We start from the raw sequence: 14,118 nt of genomic DNA, 5'->3' as shown, positions 1-14,118 counted from the left end.
CGTCACCAGGAGCAGTGGAGCTGGAAGTTCATCCCGGGCTCCCTGCACGGGCCCAGGGTGACGGAGATCTGTACGTCGGGGATGGCCTGGGCAACCACGATGTAGGACCCCAGCATCCACGAGGGCCCCATCAGCTCGCGCTTGAACAACAACCGAGCATCGGTGGGTCCCTCGCGCTCGTACTTTCGCTCGCCATACGTGACGAGGATCCGCGCTGACCCCAGGGCCAGCGCCATCCGCTCATGCGGATCATTGCCGGCGGCCAGGCGATAGGCCCTGCTGACGGGCGTGCTCTGGATGATGCGCGTCACCCACCCGCCGAGCTCCTCCAGTCCCTGCGCGTAGGACATCAGCCCCCGCTTCTCGAGCAACTCCGCCGAGGCGCTGACCATCCGCAGCAGGTCCACCACCGGGTAGTGCACGAAGCTCACCCACGGCCGGGTCGGCCAGGTGGCGGCACGCACCTCATCCGCCTGTTCCCGGCCCAGCAGCTCCCGCATTGCCAGGAAGGCGCTCTCACAGAACATCCCGGAGATTTTCTCTTCCGGCGTGGCCTGCAGGATGCGCTCGGCCACCGCCTCTCGTGTATCCGCTTCCATCGACTCTCTCATGGAGCTGTTGGCGGCTCAGCGCCCGGGACTCAGGATGACGCGCAGCTCCTCGAGCATCTCCGCCTCGGCGGCCTGCAACCTGCCGTCGCTCGCGATGAGCGCGCGAGCCGCCTCGAAGACCTCGTCCGGCCGGTCGCGCAGCAGCGCCAGGTCGGGCGCCGGCGGTGGAGCACTGCCCTCCAGCGCCTTCTTGAGGGTGGCGATCTCCAGCTCGGGCACGCCCCAACTGTGCGCCGCACCGAGAATGGTCCCCACCTCCTGCACGTCGATCTGACCATCGCTCCAAGCCAGTTGGAGCATCAACTTGAGCACCTCGATATTGAAGTGATCCTCGGGGGTGGGTCTCGCCATGGGTTCTCCCGAGCGCAGCCTCGCCGTTCCCGCCGCGAACGTCCATGGGGAGGAGACCCCAAAGCCCCAGAAAGCCCGAGAGCCCCCACTTCTCGGCGGGAGGTTGGACCTCGACTCCGTCCTCCTGCGCACATCCTGCGCCAGCTCGGGACCGTCCGCTGCCCACCCGCCGACACCGCCTCCCAGGGCCGCGTCCGCGCATTCCCGCCATTCCCAGCAATCCCTTTCACCTTTTGGCCATGGCCTCACACCACCGGGGCACGGCTACGGCGAGGCTGCAGAACCGCCAGCCCAGCAAAAGCCTGACAACGCTCCACGCGCGCCCTGCAAGTCATTGTTTGCCCGACTCTACGCGGGAGCCGTTTTCCCTGAGATAAAGCGGGGTTCCAGGGTCTCGACCCGGAGGAACGGACTTTTCCAGTACCGCGGACCCACGAGAACCGCATGAGCAAAGAATGGCACTGTCCGCCTTGACGAAATGGGGGGTCGGGCGTTCTCTTTTCATGCAAGGGATTACCCTCGTCGTGGAAAAGCACGACCACGGCGAGGCGGCGCCAGCAGCCGCCATCCCGACAAGGGAGGAGGAGCCACATCATGCGTGGAGACATCGAGACATCGGGCGGGCCGGCCCTTATCGCCGGGAGTTACTCAGGCTACTCGCTGCACTCCGAGGGTCCGGAGAAAGGCATCAACCTCATCCTGTCGCAGCCCGGCATCAGCAGCAGCCGGGTGACGCGGCTGAGCCCCACCGTGGTGTGGGCCCTCCCCGAGCCCGGAGCCGAGCTGCCTCCACGAGACCGCACGCTGCAGCTGCTGCTGGACGACAACGGCCGCACCATTGGTCCGCTGCGCGGGGAGCTGTTCTGGAGCGATCCGCGCCGGTACGACGCGCCCATTGGCATCCAGCTGGTGGGGGTGACGCAGGAGCAGGGCCGGCAGATCCTCTCCCTGCTGGACGCGGCGGCCCGCGAGGGACGCGCGCTGCCCGCCGTGTCGCCCCAGCCCATCGAGGAAGCCTTCGTCGAGCCCGAGCGCATCCGCTCCATCCTCAAGTCCGTGTGCGTCATGAAGCACGAGGGCCTGCTGCGGCAGCTCGGCCGGACGCTGCGCGTGTCGCTGGAGTACTTCGACGTGGCGTCCTCGCAGCTGCACTGGCGCCTGGAGGAGCCGGACGCGAACTGGGGCACGGCGCCCTATGACATCGAGGTGGTGGGCCACAACACGGCCTACCGCCTGCGCGTGCCGGCGCTGGAGACGCGGGGCGGCCGGATGGTGACGCCCCTGCCGCGGCGGCTGTGGAAGGTGCGCCACCGCTCGCATCGGCGCGTGCCCGCCCCCGCTGGCATGACGGCCCACTTCCACCACCCGCTGTGGGGCGAGCTGGGCATGCTCGAGCGCGAGGTGGTGGACCTGTCCTTCACCGGCCTCTGCCTGCGCGGCACGCCCGAGGATCTCATGTTCCCAGGGCTGCTGCTCCAGCCCATCGAGGTACGGGGCACGGACGGCGAGTCCATCCTCCTGCGGGGGGAGGTCCGCTACGTGGGCGGCAAGCCCCAGGAGGGGCAGCAGGTGTTCGGCCTCCAGGTCGTCCCGCGCACGCCGGTGGACGAGGCGCGCTGGGTGCAGCTCGTCTCCCAAGCGCTCTGCCCTTCCACGCGCGGCGCGGAGCAGGTGCTGGAGCCGCTGTGGGAGCTCCTGGTGGACTCGGGCTATTTCAACCTGGCCGGCAAGACGACGGAGCACTTCGAGGAGCTGCGCGCCAGCTTCCTGGAGACAGGCCGCCATGCGGCGCGCCTGCCCCGGCTCTTCTGCCAGACGGTGTGGCCCTCGGAGCGAGGCCTGGAGGCCACGCTATCCTCGGTGAGGCCCTACCGCCATTCCTGGCTGGTGCACCAGCTGGCCAAGCGCCCCGGCAAGCCCGCGGTGGACATGCCGCCCGGACAGATTCTGCGCGACGTCCACGTGCGCACGCTGGAGCACGCCCAGAGCGATCCCCACTTCCGCTGGCTCATCGCCTACACCGAGTCCACCGTCCCCCTCATGGAGCGCGTCCACCACGCCTACGCGAGGGAGCACGAGGCCAGCGGCGAGGCCCTCGCCATGCCCGTGCGCCTGATGCACGTGAGCTGCGACGAGCCCAGCGGGCTGCCCGACAACGGGTTCGAGCTCGGCCCAGCCCGCCCCGAGGAGAAGACGCAGCTGGCGGAGGAGATCGCCCGCACCCGCCCCGCCTGCTACGTGGACGCGCTGGACTTGTCGCGTGAGCGGATGGATCTGCGGCACACGATGGAGACGTGGCACGAGGCCGGGCTGGAGCGCGAGCGCCAGGTGTTGGTGGCGCGTCGCGACGGCGTGGCGGTGGCCGCCATCATCCTCGAGCTGGGACAGCCCGGCACCAACCTCTTCCGCCTGCTGGACACCGCGCGCCTGTTCCCACTCGCCCTCGAGGGCCCGGACGCCTACGTGGCGCTGCTGGATGCGGCCCGCGAGTGGTACGCGCGACGGGGCCGCAGCGCCTTCGTCTTCCTGCGTGAGGACGAGGACGACAGCTACACCGCCGCCGCCCGGCTGCATGACGAGCCCGGCGCGAAGCCCTGCCTCTGGGTGCTCTCCGCCCGGATGCTGCCCGATTTCCTGGAGTACGTGAGCGAGGCGACCGTGGGCCGCCTCACCCCTACGACTCCCACCACCTGATGAGCCGTCGTGCAGAAGCGTCGTACCGCAGAAGAGCCGTACCGAAGGAGTCGTCGCCATGAGTCTGGTCAAAGAGCTGTATGAGCCCTACGTCCTGCCCGCCCGCGCCCGCATCTCGACGGACCCGGTGATGCGCAGGCTGGTGGACCCCGCAATCGAGCCGATGGTCCTCGAGCGTTTCTTCATCCAGTACCACTCGTTCGGTGTGTACATGACCGAGCCCGTGGAAGGGTGGATCCGCCGGGCAGGCCAGCGCTGCCTTTCCCTGGGCCTGGACAACATTGGCAAAGGCCTGCTCCTGCACTCCAAGCACGAGGCCGGCCACCACCAGATGATGATGGACGATGTGCGGATGCTGGTGCGCCGGTGGAACATCCGGCGCCGGGCCATGCTCCACACGGAGCGGCTGCTGGCGCAGTACCCCACCGACGCGATGCGGGCCTACCGGCAGCTCCACGAGCGCACCATCGCCGGTGAGATGCCAGCGGCGCAGATCGCCATCGAGTTCGAGATCGCCAACCTGTCCCTGGTGCTGGGGCCGCACCTGCTGTCCAACGTGGCGCGGGTGCTCGGCCGGGAGACGCTGGAGGGGCTCAGCTTCCTCAAGCAGCACGTACAGCTGGACGTGGGGAGCCCCAACTCTCGGATGATGGAGGAGTTGCTGCAGCTGATGCCGGAGAACGCCCGGACGCTCGCGGAGACCGGCGCCGAGGCGCTCGACATCTACCTGCGCTTCCTCGGGGACTGCCTGCAGTCGGCCGAGGCCGCGCTGTGGACTCCGCACGAGGCGGTGGCCTGCTGAAGCCCCGCCCGGCCCGTCGCGCGCGCCTCAGCGGCCGAAGATGGCCTCGGGATTCGTGAGGCCGCGCGCCTTGGCCAGCGGCTGGAGGATGTCCTGGGGGGGCTGGTCCGCGGTGAGCAGCAGCGCGCGCACCGCCGTCTCCACCACGTCCTCGGCGCTGGGGCGCACCATGCCCCGGCGCGCATCCTCCACGCGGCGCTGGCGGTACACGTCGAAGTGCTCCATCACCCGCGTGGCAATGGCCGCCATGGCCTTGTCACCCGCCTCCACCCGCAGCTCCGCCTCGGTGCGCAGTTGCACCGGGTCCGCCAGCACGCCCACCTTGTCGTAGGCCTTGTTGGCCGCGTCCTCGTGCATCGCCGCGTAATCCTCGCTGTGCGGTGAGGACGCCGCCGCGTCCTTGGACAGCGCCATCAGCCGCTCCGTGACGCTCGCGGTAATCGACAGCCGGTGCAGCTCTACGTCATACGGGTAGTCGGCGTAGACGGGCTCGTCCACCGTGAGGGGCTCGCGGTAGTAGGCATCCCGGCCGCGCTGCACCTCGCGCCGCTGCGCCTCGGCGTTCTCCTGCGCCGACTCCAGCCGGCGCTCCAGCTCCTGCCCCGCCGAGGCCCGCTGCGACAGTGCACCCTCCTCCTGCTCGCACTGGGGGTTGCAGCGTGAGGGGCTGCACTCCTTGGGCACCTCGCCGGGCTTGGACTGGCCAAAGGCCCGCACGCACTCGGCCAGCGCGGTGCTGCACGCCTGGCGCTCACGCGAGCGACAGCGGCTGGCCACCTCGCGCGCCTGGGCCAGCTCGTCCTGCTTGCGCAGGTAGTCGCGCAGCACGCCCGACAGCTTGCGCTCCACGTCCTCCAGCTTGCGCTCCTGCTCCAACAGCGCCGACTCCGTCTGCAGCCGGCGCGGGTTGGGCACGGCCTTGTTCGTCACCATGTAGCGCTGCGACTTCTGCGCCTGCTCCACCGACTTCACCGGCATCACCCGCTCCACCGACAGCCCCAGGCGCACCCCCTCGTGGTCCTTCGGCGCCTCGGTGGTGATGACGCGGATGGGCACCTCCTGCGGCAGCAGCGCCGACAGCCGCCCGGGCGACAGCCGCTGCGCCACGTCCGGCGCCTCCGCCTTGTCCTCCGCGGGCCCCGTCACCACCAGGAAGGCCACCTCGTCCTGCAGCTTGCGACGCACCACCTCGGCGCGCTCCAGGGCCGGCGTGGCGCCCACCTTCTCCTGGTTGGCGCGCACGTACGCCAGCAGCGCGTTGCCCAGCTTCCCCTCCTCCTCCAGCCGCTGCGCGGTGTTGAACCACCGGCGCGCGAACGCCACCTGCACCGCCGTCACGCCCTTGCGCGCCGCCGCGTGCCCCTCGTCCACCGCGAGCACCGCGTCGAACTCGGCCCGGGCGTCCTGCAGCCGCTCCTCCTGCAGCGCCTTCTGCGCCGCCGCGACCCGAGCGTCCAGCGTCTGGGCCAGCAGCGCCCGCGCATCGCCATTCTCAGGGTCCAGTTGCAGCGCGCGCACCAGCAGTGGCGTGGCACCGGCCAGGTCACCCCCGGTGTGCTTCGCCTTGGCCTCCTCGAGAACCACCCCGCTCCACTGCTGGCGCAGCTTGAGCAGCTTCGCCGTCGCCTCCGCATCCCTGGGCTCCGCGTCGAGGGCTCGCAGGTAGGCGGCCTCCGCCTCGGCCCACTTCTGCTGGGCGGAGAAGTCGTCCCCCTCCTTGAGGGCGCGGGCGAAGGGCGAACAGCCGGCGGCCGCAACCAGGGTGAAGACGGTGAGGACGATCATCCCCAGCCGGCGGGCCAGGGCAGACGAGGGGGGGGCGAGCAGGGAACGCACGGGGGGCATTCTCGGGGAAAGCGCCACCCGGATGAAGCGCTGATTGAGGGTCCAACCACCAGCCGGGCAGGCTCCCGGCAACGGCTGCGTGACAAACCCGCTACGGAGCGCCCGCTCCCTCGCCTGTTGTGCGAACGAGGGGCTTCGCCTCACCCCCCTCGGCTCGGGAATGACGCGACGCACCAGCGGGTATGAAGAATCCCGAGGGGGGCCCACAGACTTTAGAAAGGAGTTTCAGCGACATGGCCTGTTCGCAACCCAAGCCCAATCCTACCGAGCTCCGCCTGCCCATGTGGGCAGAGCATCACCGCGTCGAGGACTACCGCAACGTCCACTGCCGCTACTACGCGATGTGCATCGACTCGGCCGTGCGTGAGGACTGGGAAGGCTTCACCTGCCAGAAGTGCCCATTGTTCCACAACGACGCCGCGCCGCGCGCGGAGCAGTACGCTTTCGACCAGCCGGCCGATAACGGCCGCCCGTAGGCCAACCGTCTCCCGGGTGGACTCCACCTGGTTGTGCGCCAGCGCACGGGCGCCCCCACTGGCACCGTGCACTGGCACACGTGGGGCATGTCCGCCGGGGCATTGGCCTACGCGCCCATACATCGGGCCCTGGTCTTTCCAGCACGGCGACAGCAATTTGCCGCGTCCTCACGTGCGGGCCACCCGCGGGAGACGCGATGATCCGACAGCTGCTGCTGTCCGAAACCGACCTTCGGGCTGAAGACGCGACACCGGCGCCCTCGGGGGCCTTTGTCCTGCTGGCCGAAGAGTTCCCCACCATCACCGTGTGGCCGCTCACCCTGGATGGGCACGCGAACGTGCTCCAGCTCAACGCCCAGGAGTGGCGCGCCCCCGGGTTCGATCCCATCGACTGGGACGAGCGCGTCTTCGCCGCCGCCGGAGGGGGCCTCTCGGACAAGGACCTGGCCCTGCACATCACCGGCTCCCCGCACGAGGCGCTCGCCGCCACCGCCCTGGAGATTCTCACCCGCTACCAGGGCCTCGTCGGCCGCCGCAACGCCGCCTCCACCGGGCCCCTCTTCGACGCCATCCTCACGCGCCACCTGGCCCTGCATGACCTGAGCAAGCCGCTCGTCGTGGCGGACTACCGACACGCGCTGGACACCTGGCAATGGGTGCTGCGGCTCGCCCCCTATGCGGACGTGGCCCTCCAGACGGCGGCCCTCTTCCATGATGTGGAGCGCCTGCTCTCCGAGTCCGATGCGCGCGTGGAGCATCACGCCCACGACTACCAGGCCTTCAAGGACGCCCATGCCGCCCGCGGCGCGGAGGTGGCGTGCACGCTGCTCGCGGACGTGGGCATGGACAAGGCCACCATCGAGCGCGTGCGCTGGATCATCGGCCACCACGAGCGCCCCGCGGCGGACGTCAGCCTCACGCTCCTCAACGACGCGGACGCCCTCTCCTTCTTCTCGCTCAACGCCTCGGGCTTCGCCCGCTACTTCCCGCTCGAGCACACCCGCCGCAAGGTGGTCTACACGCTCGGACGGCTGCGCCCCAACCAGCGCTGGCGGCTGGCGCGCGTGCGACTCGCGCCCCAGGTGCGCCGCCTCCTCGAGGAGGCCGTTGGAGCCATCACCCTGCCCAGTACGCTGCAGGAGTCGGCATGAGCGGGAGCCCAATATCCCCTCTCCCCCCGGGAGAGGGACGGGGTGAGGGTACCGGGTCTACCCGGGTTGCATCCCCCACCCGTGCACACGGAGGGGAAGAACGGAGACGGATGCCCTCACCCTGACCCTCTCCCGGTGGGAGAGGGAGAGATGGGATGAGGTGGGGTGGGGTGGATGGGGACGGGACGGGACGGACGGGAGGCGGCGATGGGGAGAGCACCAGGAAGGAGGCCCTTGCATGCGGCCTCCTGATGAATCGGCATCCGAGGACAAACATCTGGGAGGTGATGGGCGCACCATCGGAGACATTCTCGCGCCCCTGCTACCGCCCCAGGCCTTGCGTGGCTCGCTCCTCTTCTTGGCCGCGCACCCAGACGATGAGGTGCTGGGCGCCTCGTGGCTGCTGCGCCGCAGCCCCGGCTGCCACGTCGTCCATGTCACCGATGGAGCCCCGATAGACGCGGCCCTCCGCACCCTGGACGCGCCTCCCACACGCGAGGCCTACGCTCGCATCCGCGAGGAGGAGTCCCTGGCGGCGTTGGCCCTCGCTGGCGTCCCCCGGGACAACCTCCTCTCGCTCGGTGCGGTGGACCAGGAGTCCGCGCAACAGCTCGTCACGCTCACCGAGTGCCTGGTGGCGCTGATCAAGGCGCTCCGCCCAGCGCTCCTCGTCGTCCCCGCCTACGAAGGCGGTCATCCAGACCACGACTCCGCCGCCTTCATCTCGCATGCGGCCGTGGCGCTCTTGGCCCGGACGGGACGCACGCCCCCGGTGCTGCTGGAGATGGCGTCCTACTGTCGCCACCGAGAGGGACTCGTCATCGTCGACTTCCTCGCCGCCCCGGATGGCCGCCCTGTGGCCACGGTGACCTTCACCGAGGCGGAGTGCGCTGCCAAACGGCGGATGCTCGCGTGCTACGCCTCGCAGACTCGGACGTTGGACACCTTCCCCGTAAGAGAGGAGCGCTACCGGGCCGCGCCCCGCTACGACTTCACCCGCCCGCCTCACGAGGGAACGCTCCCGTACGAGTCCCGAGGCTGGCGCATGACAGGTGCTCGCTGGAGGGAGCTGGCGCGCGAGGCACTCGAGGCTCTGAAGCTCCCGGAGGCACCATGGCATTGATCACCGATTTCGGAGCGCCGCGGCTCCGGACAGTCCGGGCTCCCGCTCCGCTCGAGGTGGAGGAAGTGGTCACCCTGCGAGGCCTGGAGCAGCTCCAGGGCGAGTGGCGCTGGTTATGGACCCGCTGCCCCACGGCCACCAACTTCCAACGGCCCGAGTGGCTGCTGCCCTGGTACCGAAGCGTCGGCACCACCTTCTCGCCGCGGCCTCCCTGGGTGGTGACCCTGCGCAGCGAGGGCCGGCTGGTGGGGCTCGCGCCGCTCGCCATCCGCGAGGAGGACGGAGCACGCGTGGTGCGGCTGCTCGGAGAGGGCAGCGCCGACCACCTCGATGTGCTGATGGACCCAGTGCTCGCCCCGCATGGGGTGCAAATCCTGTTCAACTGGCTCGCCCTCACCAGCGAGCTCTGGGACACGTGCGTCTTCGAGCAGCTCCGGGAGGACTCAGCCCTGCTGTACACCCCCGTGCCCGACGGCTGGGGCGAGCACACCGAGGCGAGGGAACTCAATCCCCGGACGGGCCAGCACAACCACCGGCGAACCCTCTGGCACGGGGCCGCGCGCGAGGCGTGAAACCCCGGCGCGGCCCATCACCTCTACCTGCTCAGGCGCCCAGCAGGCGCGCCTTGAGCCGCTCCGCCACGCGCGGAAGGTCCTCGGGCGCCTTCACCGGCTCGAAACGGCTGGTCGCCTGGTCCACGCGCTCCACCTCGATGAAGGCCACGGGCAGCAGCGGCTGACCATCGGCGCGGGTGAGGCTGCTCGCCTCCGCCGTCACCTGCTCGAGCTGAATCACGGGCTGGTCGTCCACCTTCTTGGAGACCACGCGGTAGGGAATCGGGACGTCCTGCCCAATCATCGCCTCCAGGCTAAAGGTGATGTTGTTGGTGGAGATGAACCCGTGCTGGGTCGGGTCCACCTTCTCCACGAGCTGGAGCTGTCCCTTGAGGCGCACCGGCGCCGCGCCCGAGTCGAGCGCTCCGCTGGGGTTCTTCCGCGGCGTCACCTCCACCGTCATGGACTTGCCCTGCTTGAGGTGCAGCCCGATGACGACCGGGTCGAGCGTCGCCCCCAGGTTGTCCACGTTGGAGAAGTACACGCTGCGCACACCACGCCGGCGCAGCTCGTCCCCGACGCCGCTCTCGCTCAGCGCCCGGAAGACGTCGCCGTGCCCGGAGGGGGCGAACGAGAGCTGCCCCTTCGGGTCTCGGTACAGCTCGCCGGAAGCCGTGAGCCGCGGGAGCATCCGCTGGCGGAAGAGGAACACGTTCTCCTGCAGCCGGTGGTCCGCCAGGTACTCGGCGATCTCATCGTGCGTGAGGTAGGACGTCATCAGCGCCATGGGCACCGGACGCCCGTAGCGCTTCCCGAGCTGGCGGGCCTCCTGCAGCTTGAAGTCGAGGAAGCTCTTCCCACCCACCACCTGGACGAGCCCCTTCACGCCACCACCGAAACGCGTGCCGGCGCCACCGGCCACCACGAGGCCGGCCACCTGGCCCTTGCGGAAAGCCTCCTCACCGCGCGCCCGGCAGTCCTCATACTCGGGCGTGCCCTCTCGCGGCAGCGGCTGGATGTCCCCGGGCTGGAGCGGCTGGAGAGAACCCGCCAGCGGCGGGGCCTCGATGAGCTCACCCCGTTTGTACCGGGCGAGCAGTTCACGGAAGCTCGCGGCGTCGAAGCCGTCACGCGCGAACTGGGGATTGTCGAGATCCATATCCATCGATTGGCCTGTCACGGTGCGAGGGTGCTGCGAACCTTCACGGTACGCCATGTGACCGTGGAGCGGCGCAGTCTGTCACGAACGTTGGTCAATGGCCGGTAGACGTCTACCAGCGATGTAAGAAAATATGCGTCTTCAATGGTAGGCGTCTACCACCGAGGAGAGGTGGGAGCAGCGCAGGCGGCTCACTGCTTCGGCTCGCGAGAGGGCGCTTCGCGGAGCACCGAGGAGCGAAGGCCCGCGGTGGCGGCGGCGGCCATGAAGCGGAGCACGAAGCGCGGGTCCTCCAGCATGCGCTGCAGCTCGCCGCCGAGCTCCCGGAAGAGGGAGCGATACGCCTCCATCTTCTCCGGGTCCGACAACGGGGAGGCATGTCCCAGCATCGGCATCCGTTGCTGCCACGTGGGCGAGCGCAGCAGGTGCGTGCGCACGAAGTCCAGGACGTCGATGGGCGTAGGAGGCATGAGCCCCACCGAGATGGAGATGGACTCCTGGTCCGGCGCGGTCACCTCATGCCAGTAGCCGCCGGGAATGTAGAGCCAGTCACCGGCCTCCAGCCGACACTCCTGAATGGGGGTCCGCTCGCGCGAGACGTCCGTCTCGTCCTTGAGCGTCTCGTGCAGGGGCGTCGGGTTGAGCGTGTTCCGCCGCAGCAGGTAGCGCTTGGCCCCAGCGGTCTGGAAGATGAAGACCTCCTCCGGATCGCAATGCCAGCCGAAGCTGCCGTATCCCGCGGGCGTGCAATACACCTGCAGGTTGACGGTGCCTTGCAGCTCGGCGGAGAGGGTGCGCCCCAGCTCCGCCAGACCGGCGTCGTACCGATCCGGGTTGCGCAGGGCCAACGAGTACCCCTGCGCGAAGAGCGCGCGGGCCTCCTGGGCGCTCGAGGGCCGCGAGCCGGTCCACAGCTTGCCATCGCGCACCAGCAGCAGATCACACGAGGTCGTCTCGACGAGGCGATCGACGGTGGCCCAGGTGGCCAGCTCCCGCAAGTGCGCGGCCGTGGAGGGCTTCGCGAGGGGCTGTTTCTGGTAGTGCTCCTGCAGGAAGGCGGAGCGCGGGAGATCACCCAGGAGAGTATCGATGAGCATGGCGTAAGCACCTTACGACGCCCGGGACCTGACGGGCGGCTTCATGTTTGTCCACCACGAGACCCCTGCCTCCAGCCAGGACCGGCGAACCCACGTGCCAGGGAGCCCCGGGCTGCCCATCTTCCCGCCTGTGTTGGAACACCGCGTGCGGAGCTGGGTGGAGTTGCAGGACGCGCTCTTCGCGGGCTCGTGGAACGAGAGCCTCCGGCGCTTCCGTCCCACGCTCGCCTTCCGTGGCATGCCCGACTCGCGCCATGATCTGGCCACCAGCCTCAACCGGCGCGGCGGCGACTACTCCCGGCAGGAGCACGTCATGCTGCGCGCCTTCCGCAAGTACGCGCGCGGCACCTCCAACCCTTGCGAGTCCCTCTGGGACTGGCTGTCGCTCGCCCAGCACCATGGCCTGCCCACCCGCCTGCTCGACTGGACCTTCAGCCCCTACGTGGCGCTGCATTTCCTGTCGGAGAACCCGGACCTGTACGACGTGGACGGCGTGGTGTGGAGCGTGGACTACCGGGAGACGAACCGGCTGCTTCCTCGCCCGCTCAAGGCCCAGCTCCAGGCCGAGGGCGCGGACGTCTTCAGCGCCGAGATGCTCGCCACGGTGGCCCAGGACCTCGCCACCTTTGACCGGCTCACCCGCCACACCTTCGTGCTCTTCTTCGAGCCTCCATCCCTGGACGAGCGCATCGTCAACCAGTTCGCCCTCTTCTCGGTGATGAACGACGCTTCGGCGCGCCTGGACACCTTCCTCGAGAAGCAGAAGCGGGGCGTGCGCCGCCTCATCGTCCCCGCCCACCTCAAGCAGGAGGTGCGAGACAAGCTCGACCAGGCCAACATCACCGAGCGGGTGCTCTTTCCTGGCCTGGACGGGCTGTCCCGCTGGTTGCGGCGCTACTACAACCCGCGCCCTCCCGGCGCTCCAGACGGGTCTCAGTAGGCCTGGGCCTCTCGGTCCGTGGGGAGACGCTGCCCCTCGGTGGCGCGGCCCTCCATCTCCACCCGCCTGTCCCCGAACCTGCTGATGCCCCCGAGAATGATGGTGAGCGCAATGACCAGGAAAAACACGACGAATCCAATGAGGAATGCCATTCGAGCGACCTCCTTCCCACTCAAGCTAGGGCCGCCCCTGGCGTGCGTGGGGCAGCGGCCGGGATGAGCGTCCGCCTGCCCGTCCGTCCTCCAGGCCGCCCCGCTGGGGTCAGGCGCGAAGCTCCTGGAGCAGCCAGTCACGGACCCTCGTAAAGACGCGCTCGGCGGCTTCGTCCAGCACGTGCCCAGCACCCTGCACGAGCTCCAGCTCCTTCCGCACCCTCGCCCGCTCGTGGATGCTCAGCGAGCAGCTCGGGGGCAATACGGCATCCGACAAGCCATGGATGAGCAGCAGCGAGCGCGGCGCGAGCTGAGACACCGCCTCCGTCCCGTAGCTCTGCGACGCCAGCCCCACCACCGTCGACACCCAGGGGGACTGCGCCCCAGCGTCGATCATCACCGCCCCGCCAAAGGAGTGCCCCACCAGGGCCACCCGCTCCAGCCCCCGCCCCACCAAGAAGTCCACCCCGGCGAGCACGTCATGCACCGCCTCGGCCAGGTCCGTGGAGTGGCGGTACTTCAACCGCATCGTGGATATCTGGTGCCGCAACAGCTCCTCGCCCAGCCGCGGGTAGAGCCCGAGCGCCGGCGTGTCGAAGCCGCCGCCCACTCCTCCGGCTAGCAGCGCTCCTTCTTTCGCACCCAGGGACTCGTACAGCAGCGTGTCCACCGGGCCTCGCCTCGTCCGCAGCGTGTACGCTCTCGGCTCCAGCGCCCCATCCTGCGGTGTCTGGATCTCGGACATCCCGCTCCGCTCCTGCTTCTGTACCACCCAGCCACTTGCAACTAGGGTGAGCACGCACAGTCGGCAAGGAAGGCTCTGGATATCGAGCGGGGTGGCGATCGGTGGACCTCCACCCCGGCCCTCTCCCGTCCGGTTGCCTAGCTGCTGGAGAGCTCGTCCCGGTCCGAGGGGTACTTCAGCGTGACGGGGTTGGGGTCCCTGTCGCACTCGTCCGAGTCCGAGGGGAACTTCTCCGTCTGGGCAGCAACACCACCCCCCACCTGGTCGAGCTCCTGCTCCTCCAACAAGCGCGCGAAGAAGGGTCTCTTGCCCTCGCGCGGTGCCTGGTCCTTCGCGTTCTTCTTCATGTCCGGCCTCCTTGTCAGAGGACGACGCCACGGAGGCCGGATGTCACGGTGCAGAGGTCCGAGCTCGCTCC

15 protein-coding genes are annotated in these 14,118 nt (G+C 69.4%); 7 read left to right on the top strand and 8 right to left on the bottom strand.

Annotated elements, in window-relative coordinates:
• Positions 1–2: 2 nt before the first annotated feature.
• On the bottom strand, positions 3–599 hold the full coding sequence (locus OV287_RS05840) for a DUF2378 family protein (RefSeq protein ID WP_267532985.1): 597 nt from the start codon (positions 597–599) through the stop codon (positions 3–5).
• Between the two features lie 27 nt (positions 600–626).
• Positions 627–962, bottom strand: coding sequence for a tellurite resistance TerB family protein (locus OV287_RS05835; RefSeq protein ID WP_267532984.1), 336 nt, complete (start codon positions 960–962; stop codon positions 627–629).
• A 594-nt stretch (positions 963–1,556) separates the two neighbouring features.
• Between OV287_RS05835 and OV287_RS05830 the strand changes: the two genes are divergently transcribed.
• Both OV287_RS05830 and OV287_RS05825 read left to right on the top strand, forming a co-directional pair.
• A complete protein-coding gene (locus tag OV287_RS05830; RefSeq protein ID WP_267532983.1) occupies positions 1,557–3,656 on the top strand; it encodes a PilZ domain-containing protein in 2,100 nt (699 codons plus the stop codon).
• A 58-nt stretch (positions 3,657–3,714) separates the two neighbouring features.
• Positions 3,715–4,458 (top strand): hypothetical protein, encoded by a 744-nt coding sequence (locus OV287_RS05825; protein ID WP_267532982.1) that lies wholly within the window; start codon positions 3,715–3,717, stop codon positions 4,456–4,458.
• A 27-nt stretch (positions 4,459–4,485) separates the two neighbouring features.
• On the opposite strand, the gene traC is transcribed toward OV287_RS05825, so the two are convergent.
• Complete coding sequence (gene traC, locus OV287_RS05820; protein ID WP_373371805.1) at positions 4,486–6,303, bottom strand: outer membrane exchange accessory lipoprotein TraC; 1,818 nt, start codon at positions 6,301–6,303, stop codon at positions 4,486–4,488.
• A 233-nt stretch (positions 6,304–6,536) separates the two neighbouring features.
• Here traC and OV287_RS05815 point away from each other — a divergent pair, with 233 nt between their 5' ends.
• The 4 genes from OV287_RS05815 (at position 6,537) to OV287_RS05800 (ending at position 9,625) form a co-directional block, all read left to right on the top strand.
• Positions 6,537–6,779: a hypothetical protein gene (locus OV287_RS05815; RefSeq protein ID WP_267532980.1), complete on the top strand. Its 243-nt coding sequence runs from the start codon at positions 6,537–6,539 to the stop codon at positions 6,777–6,779.
• Positions 6,780–6,976: 197 nt separating this feature from the next.
• Positions 6,977–7,930 carry a DUF4202 family protein gene (locus tag OV287_RS05810; protein WP_267532979.1) on the top strand — a complete coding sequence of 318 codons (954 nt, stop codon included), beginning with the start codon at positions 6,977–6,979 and terminating at the stop codon, positions 7,928–7,930.
• Positions 7,931–8,168: 238 nt separating this feature from the next.
• Complete coding sequence (locus OV287_RS05805) at positions 8,169–9,053, top strand: PIG-L deacetylase family protein (protein ID WP_267532978.1); 885 nt, start codon at positions 8,169–8,171, stop codon at positions 9,051–9,053.
• Positions 9,044–9,625, top strand: coding sequence for a GNAT family N-acetyltransferase (locus OV287_RS05800; RefSeq protein ID WP_267532977.1), 582 nt, complete (start codon positions 9,044–9,046; stop codon positions 9,623–9,625). The genes OV287_RS05805 and OV287_RS05800 overlap by 10 nt, the downstream gene beginning before the upstream one ends.
• A 31-nt stretch (positions 9,626–9,656) precedes the next feature.
• Here the strand turns inward: OV287_RS05800 and OV287_RS05795 are convergent, their stop codons facing one another.
• On the bottom strand, positions 9,657–10,772 hold the full coding sequence (locus OV287_RS05795; RefSeq protein ID WP_267532976.1) for a UTP--glucose-1-phosphate uridylyltransferase: 1,116 nt from the start codon (positions 10,770–10,772) through the stop codon (positions 9,657–9,659).
• A 185-nt stretch (positions 10,773–10,957) separates the two neighbouring features.
• Positions 10,958–11,863: a JmjC domain-containing protein gene (locus OV287_RS05790; RefSeq protein WP_267532975.1), complete on the bottom strand. Its 906-nt coding sequence runs from the start codon at positions 11,861–11,863 to the stop codon at positions 10,958–10,960.
• Between the two features lie 130 nt (positions 11,864–11,993).
• Between OV287_RS05790 and OV287_RS05785 the strand changes: the two genes are divergently transcribed.
• On the top strand, positions 11,994–12,803 hold the full coding sequence (locus OV287_RS05785) for an FRG domain-containing protein (RefSeq protein WP_267542298.1): 810 nt from the start codon (positions 11,994–11,996) through the stop codon (positions 12,801–12,803).
• Here OV287_RS05785 and OV287_RS05780 read toward each other — a convergent pair.
• From OV287_RS05780 to OV287_RS05770, 3 genes are all read right to left on the bottom strand, one after another.
• On the bottom strand, positions 12,797–12,955 hold the full coding sequence (locus tag OV287_RS05780; RefSeq protein ID WP_267532974.1) for a hypothetical protein: 159 nt from the start codon (positions 12,953–12,955) through the stop codon (positions 12,797–12,799). The genes OV287_RS05785 and OV287_RS05780 overlap by 7 nt on opposite strands.
• A 109-nt stretch (positions 12,956–13,064) precedes the next feature.
• Entirely contained in the window at positions 13,065–13,700 is a 636-nt protein-coding gene (locus OV287_RS05775; protein WP_267532973.1) for an alpha/beta hydrolase, read from the bottom strand.
• Between the two features lie 137 nt (positions 13,701–13,837).
• Positions 13,838–14,047 carry a microviridin/marinostatin family tricyclic proteinase inhibitor gene (locus OV287_RS05770; RefSeq protein WP_267532972.1) on the bottom strand — a complete coding sequence of 70 codons (210 nt, stop codon included), beginning with the start codon at positions 14,045–14,047 and terminating at the stop codon, positions 13,838–13,840.
• Between the last annotated feature and the right edge of the window lie 71 nt (positions 14,048–14,118).

The organism is Archangium lansingense, assembly GCF_026626635.1.
GTDB classification, from domain to species: Bacteria; Myxococcota; Myxococcia; order Myxococcales; family Myxococcaceae; genus Archangium; species Archangium lansingense.
The sequence above is the reverse complement of the archived record's forward strand: the minus strand, read 5'-3'. Positions and strand labels throughout refer to the sequence as shown.

Excerpts from the sequence above, each read along its gene's own strand:
- OV287_RS05825 (WP_267532982.1), top strand. The coding sequence starts at position 3,715 with ATGAGTCTGGTCAAAGAGCTGTATGAGCCCTACGTCCTGCCCGCCCGC.
- OV287_RS05775 (WP_267532973.1), bottom strand. The coding sequence starts at position 13,700 with ATGTCCGAGATCCAGACACCGCAGGATGGGGCGCTGGAGCCGAGAGCG.
- OV287_RS05840 (WP_267532985.1), bottom strand. The coding sequence starts at position 599 with ATGGAAGCGGATACACGAGAGGCGGTGGCCGAGCGCATCCTGCAGGCC.
- traC (WP_373371805.1), bottom strand. The coding sequence starts at position 6,303 with ATGCCCCCCGTGCGTTCCCTGCTCGCCCCCCCCTCGTCTGCCCTGGCC.
- OV287_RS05830 (WP_267532983.1), top strand. The coding sequence starts at position 1,557 with ATGCGTGGAGACATCGAGACATCGGGCGGGCCGGCCCTTATCGCCGGG.
- OV287_RS05780 (WP_267532974.1), bottom strand. The coding sequence starts at position 12,955 with ATGGCATTCCTCATTGGATTCGTCGTGTTTTTCCTGGTCATTGCGCTC.
- OV287_RS05795 (WP_267532976.1), bottom strand. The coding sequence starts at position 10,772 with ATGGATATGGATCTCGACAATCCCCAGTTCGCGCGTGACGGCTTCGAC.
- OV287_RS05835 (WP_267532984.1), bottom strand. The coding sequence starts at position 962 with ATGGCGAGACCCACCCCCGAGGATCACTTCAATATCGAGGTGCTCAAG.
- OV287_RS05800 (WP_267532977.1), top strand. The coding sequence starts at position 9,044 with ATGGCATTGATCACCGATTTCGGAGCGCCGCGGCTCCGGACAGTCCGG.
- OV287_RS05810 (WP_267532979.1), top strand. The coding sequence starts at position 6,977 with ATGATCCGACAGCTGCTGCTGTCCGAAACCGACCTTCGGGCTGAAGAC.
- OV287_RS05790 (WP_267532975.1), bottom strand. The coding sequence starts at position 11,863 with ATGCTCATCGATACTCTCCTGGGTGATCTCCCGCGCTCCGCCTTCCTG.
- OV287_RS05805 (WP_267532978.1), top strand. The coding sequence starts at position 8,169 with ATGCGGCCTCCTGATGAATCGGCATCCGAGGACAAACATCTGGGAGGT.
- OV287_RS05770 (WP_267532972.1), bottom strand. The coding sequence starts at position 14,047 with ATGAAGAAGAACGCGAAGGACCAGGCACCGCGCGAGGGCAAGAGACCC.
- OV287_RS05815 (WP_267532980.1), top strand. The coding sequence starts at position 6,537 with ATGGCCTGTTCGCAACCCAAGCCCAATCCTACCGAGCTCCGCCTGCCC.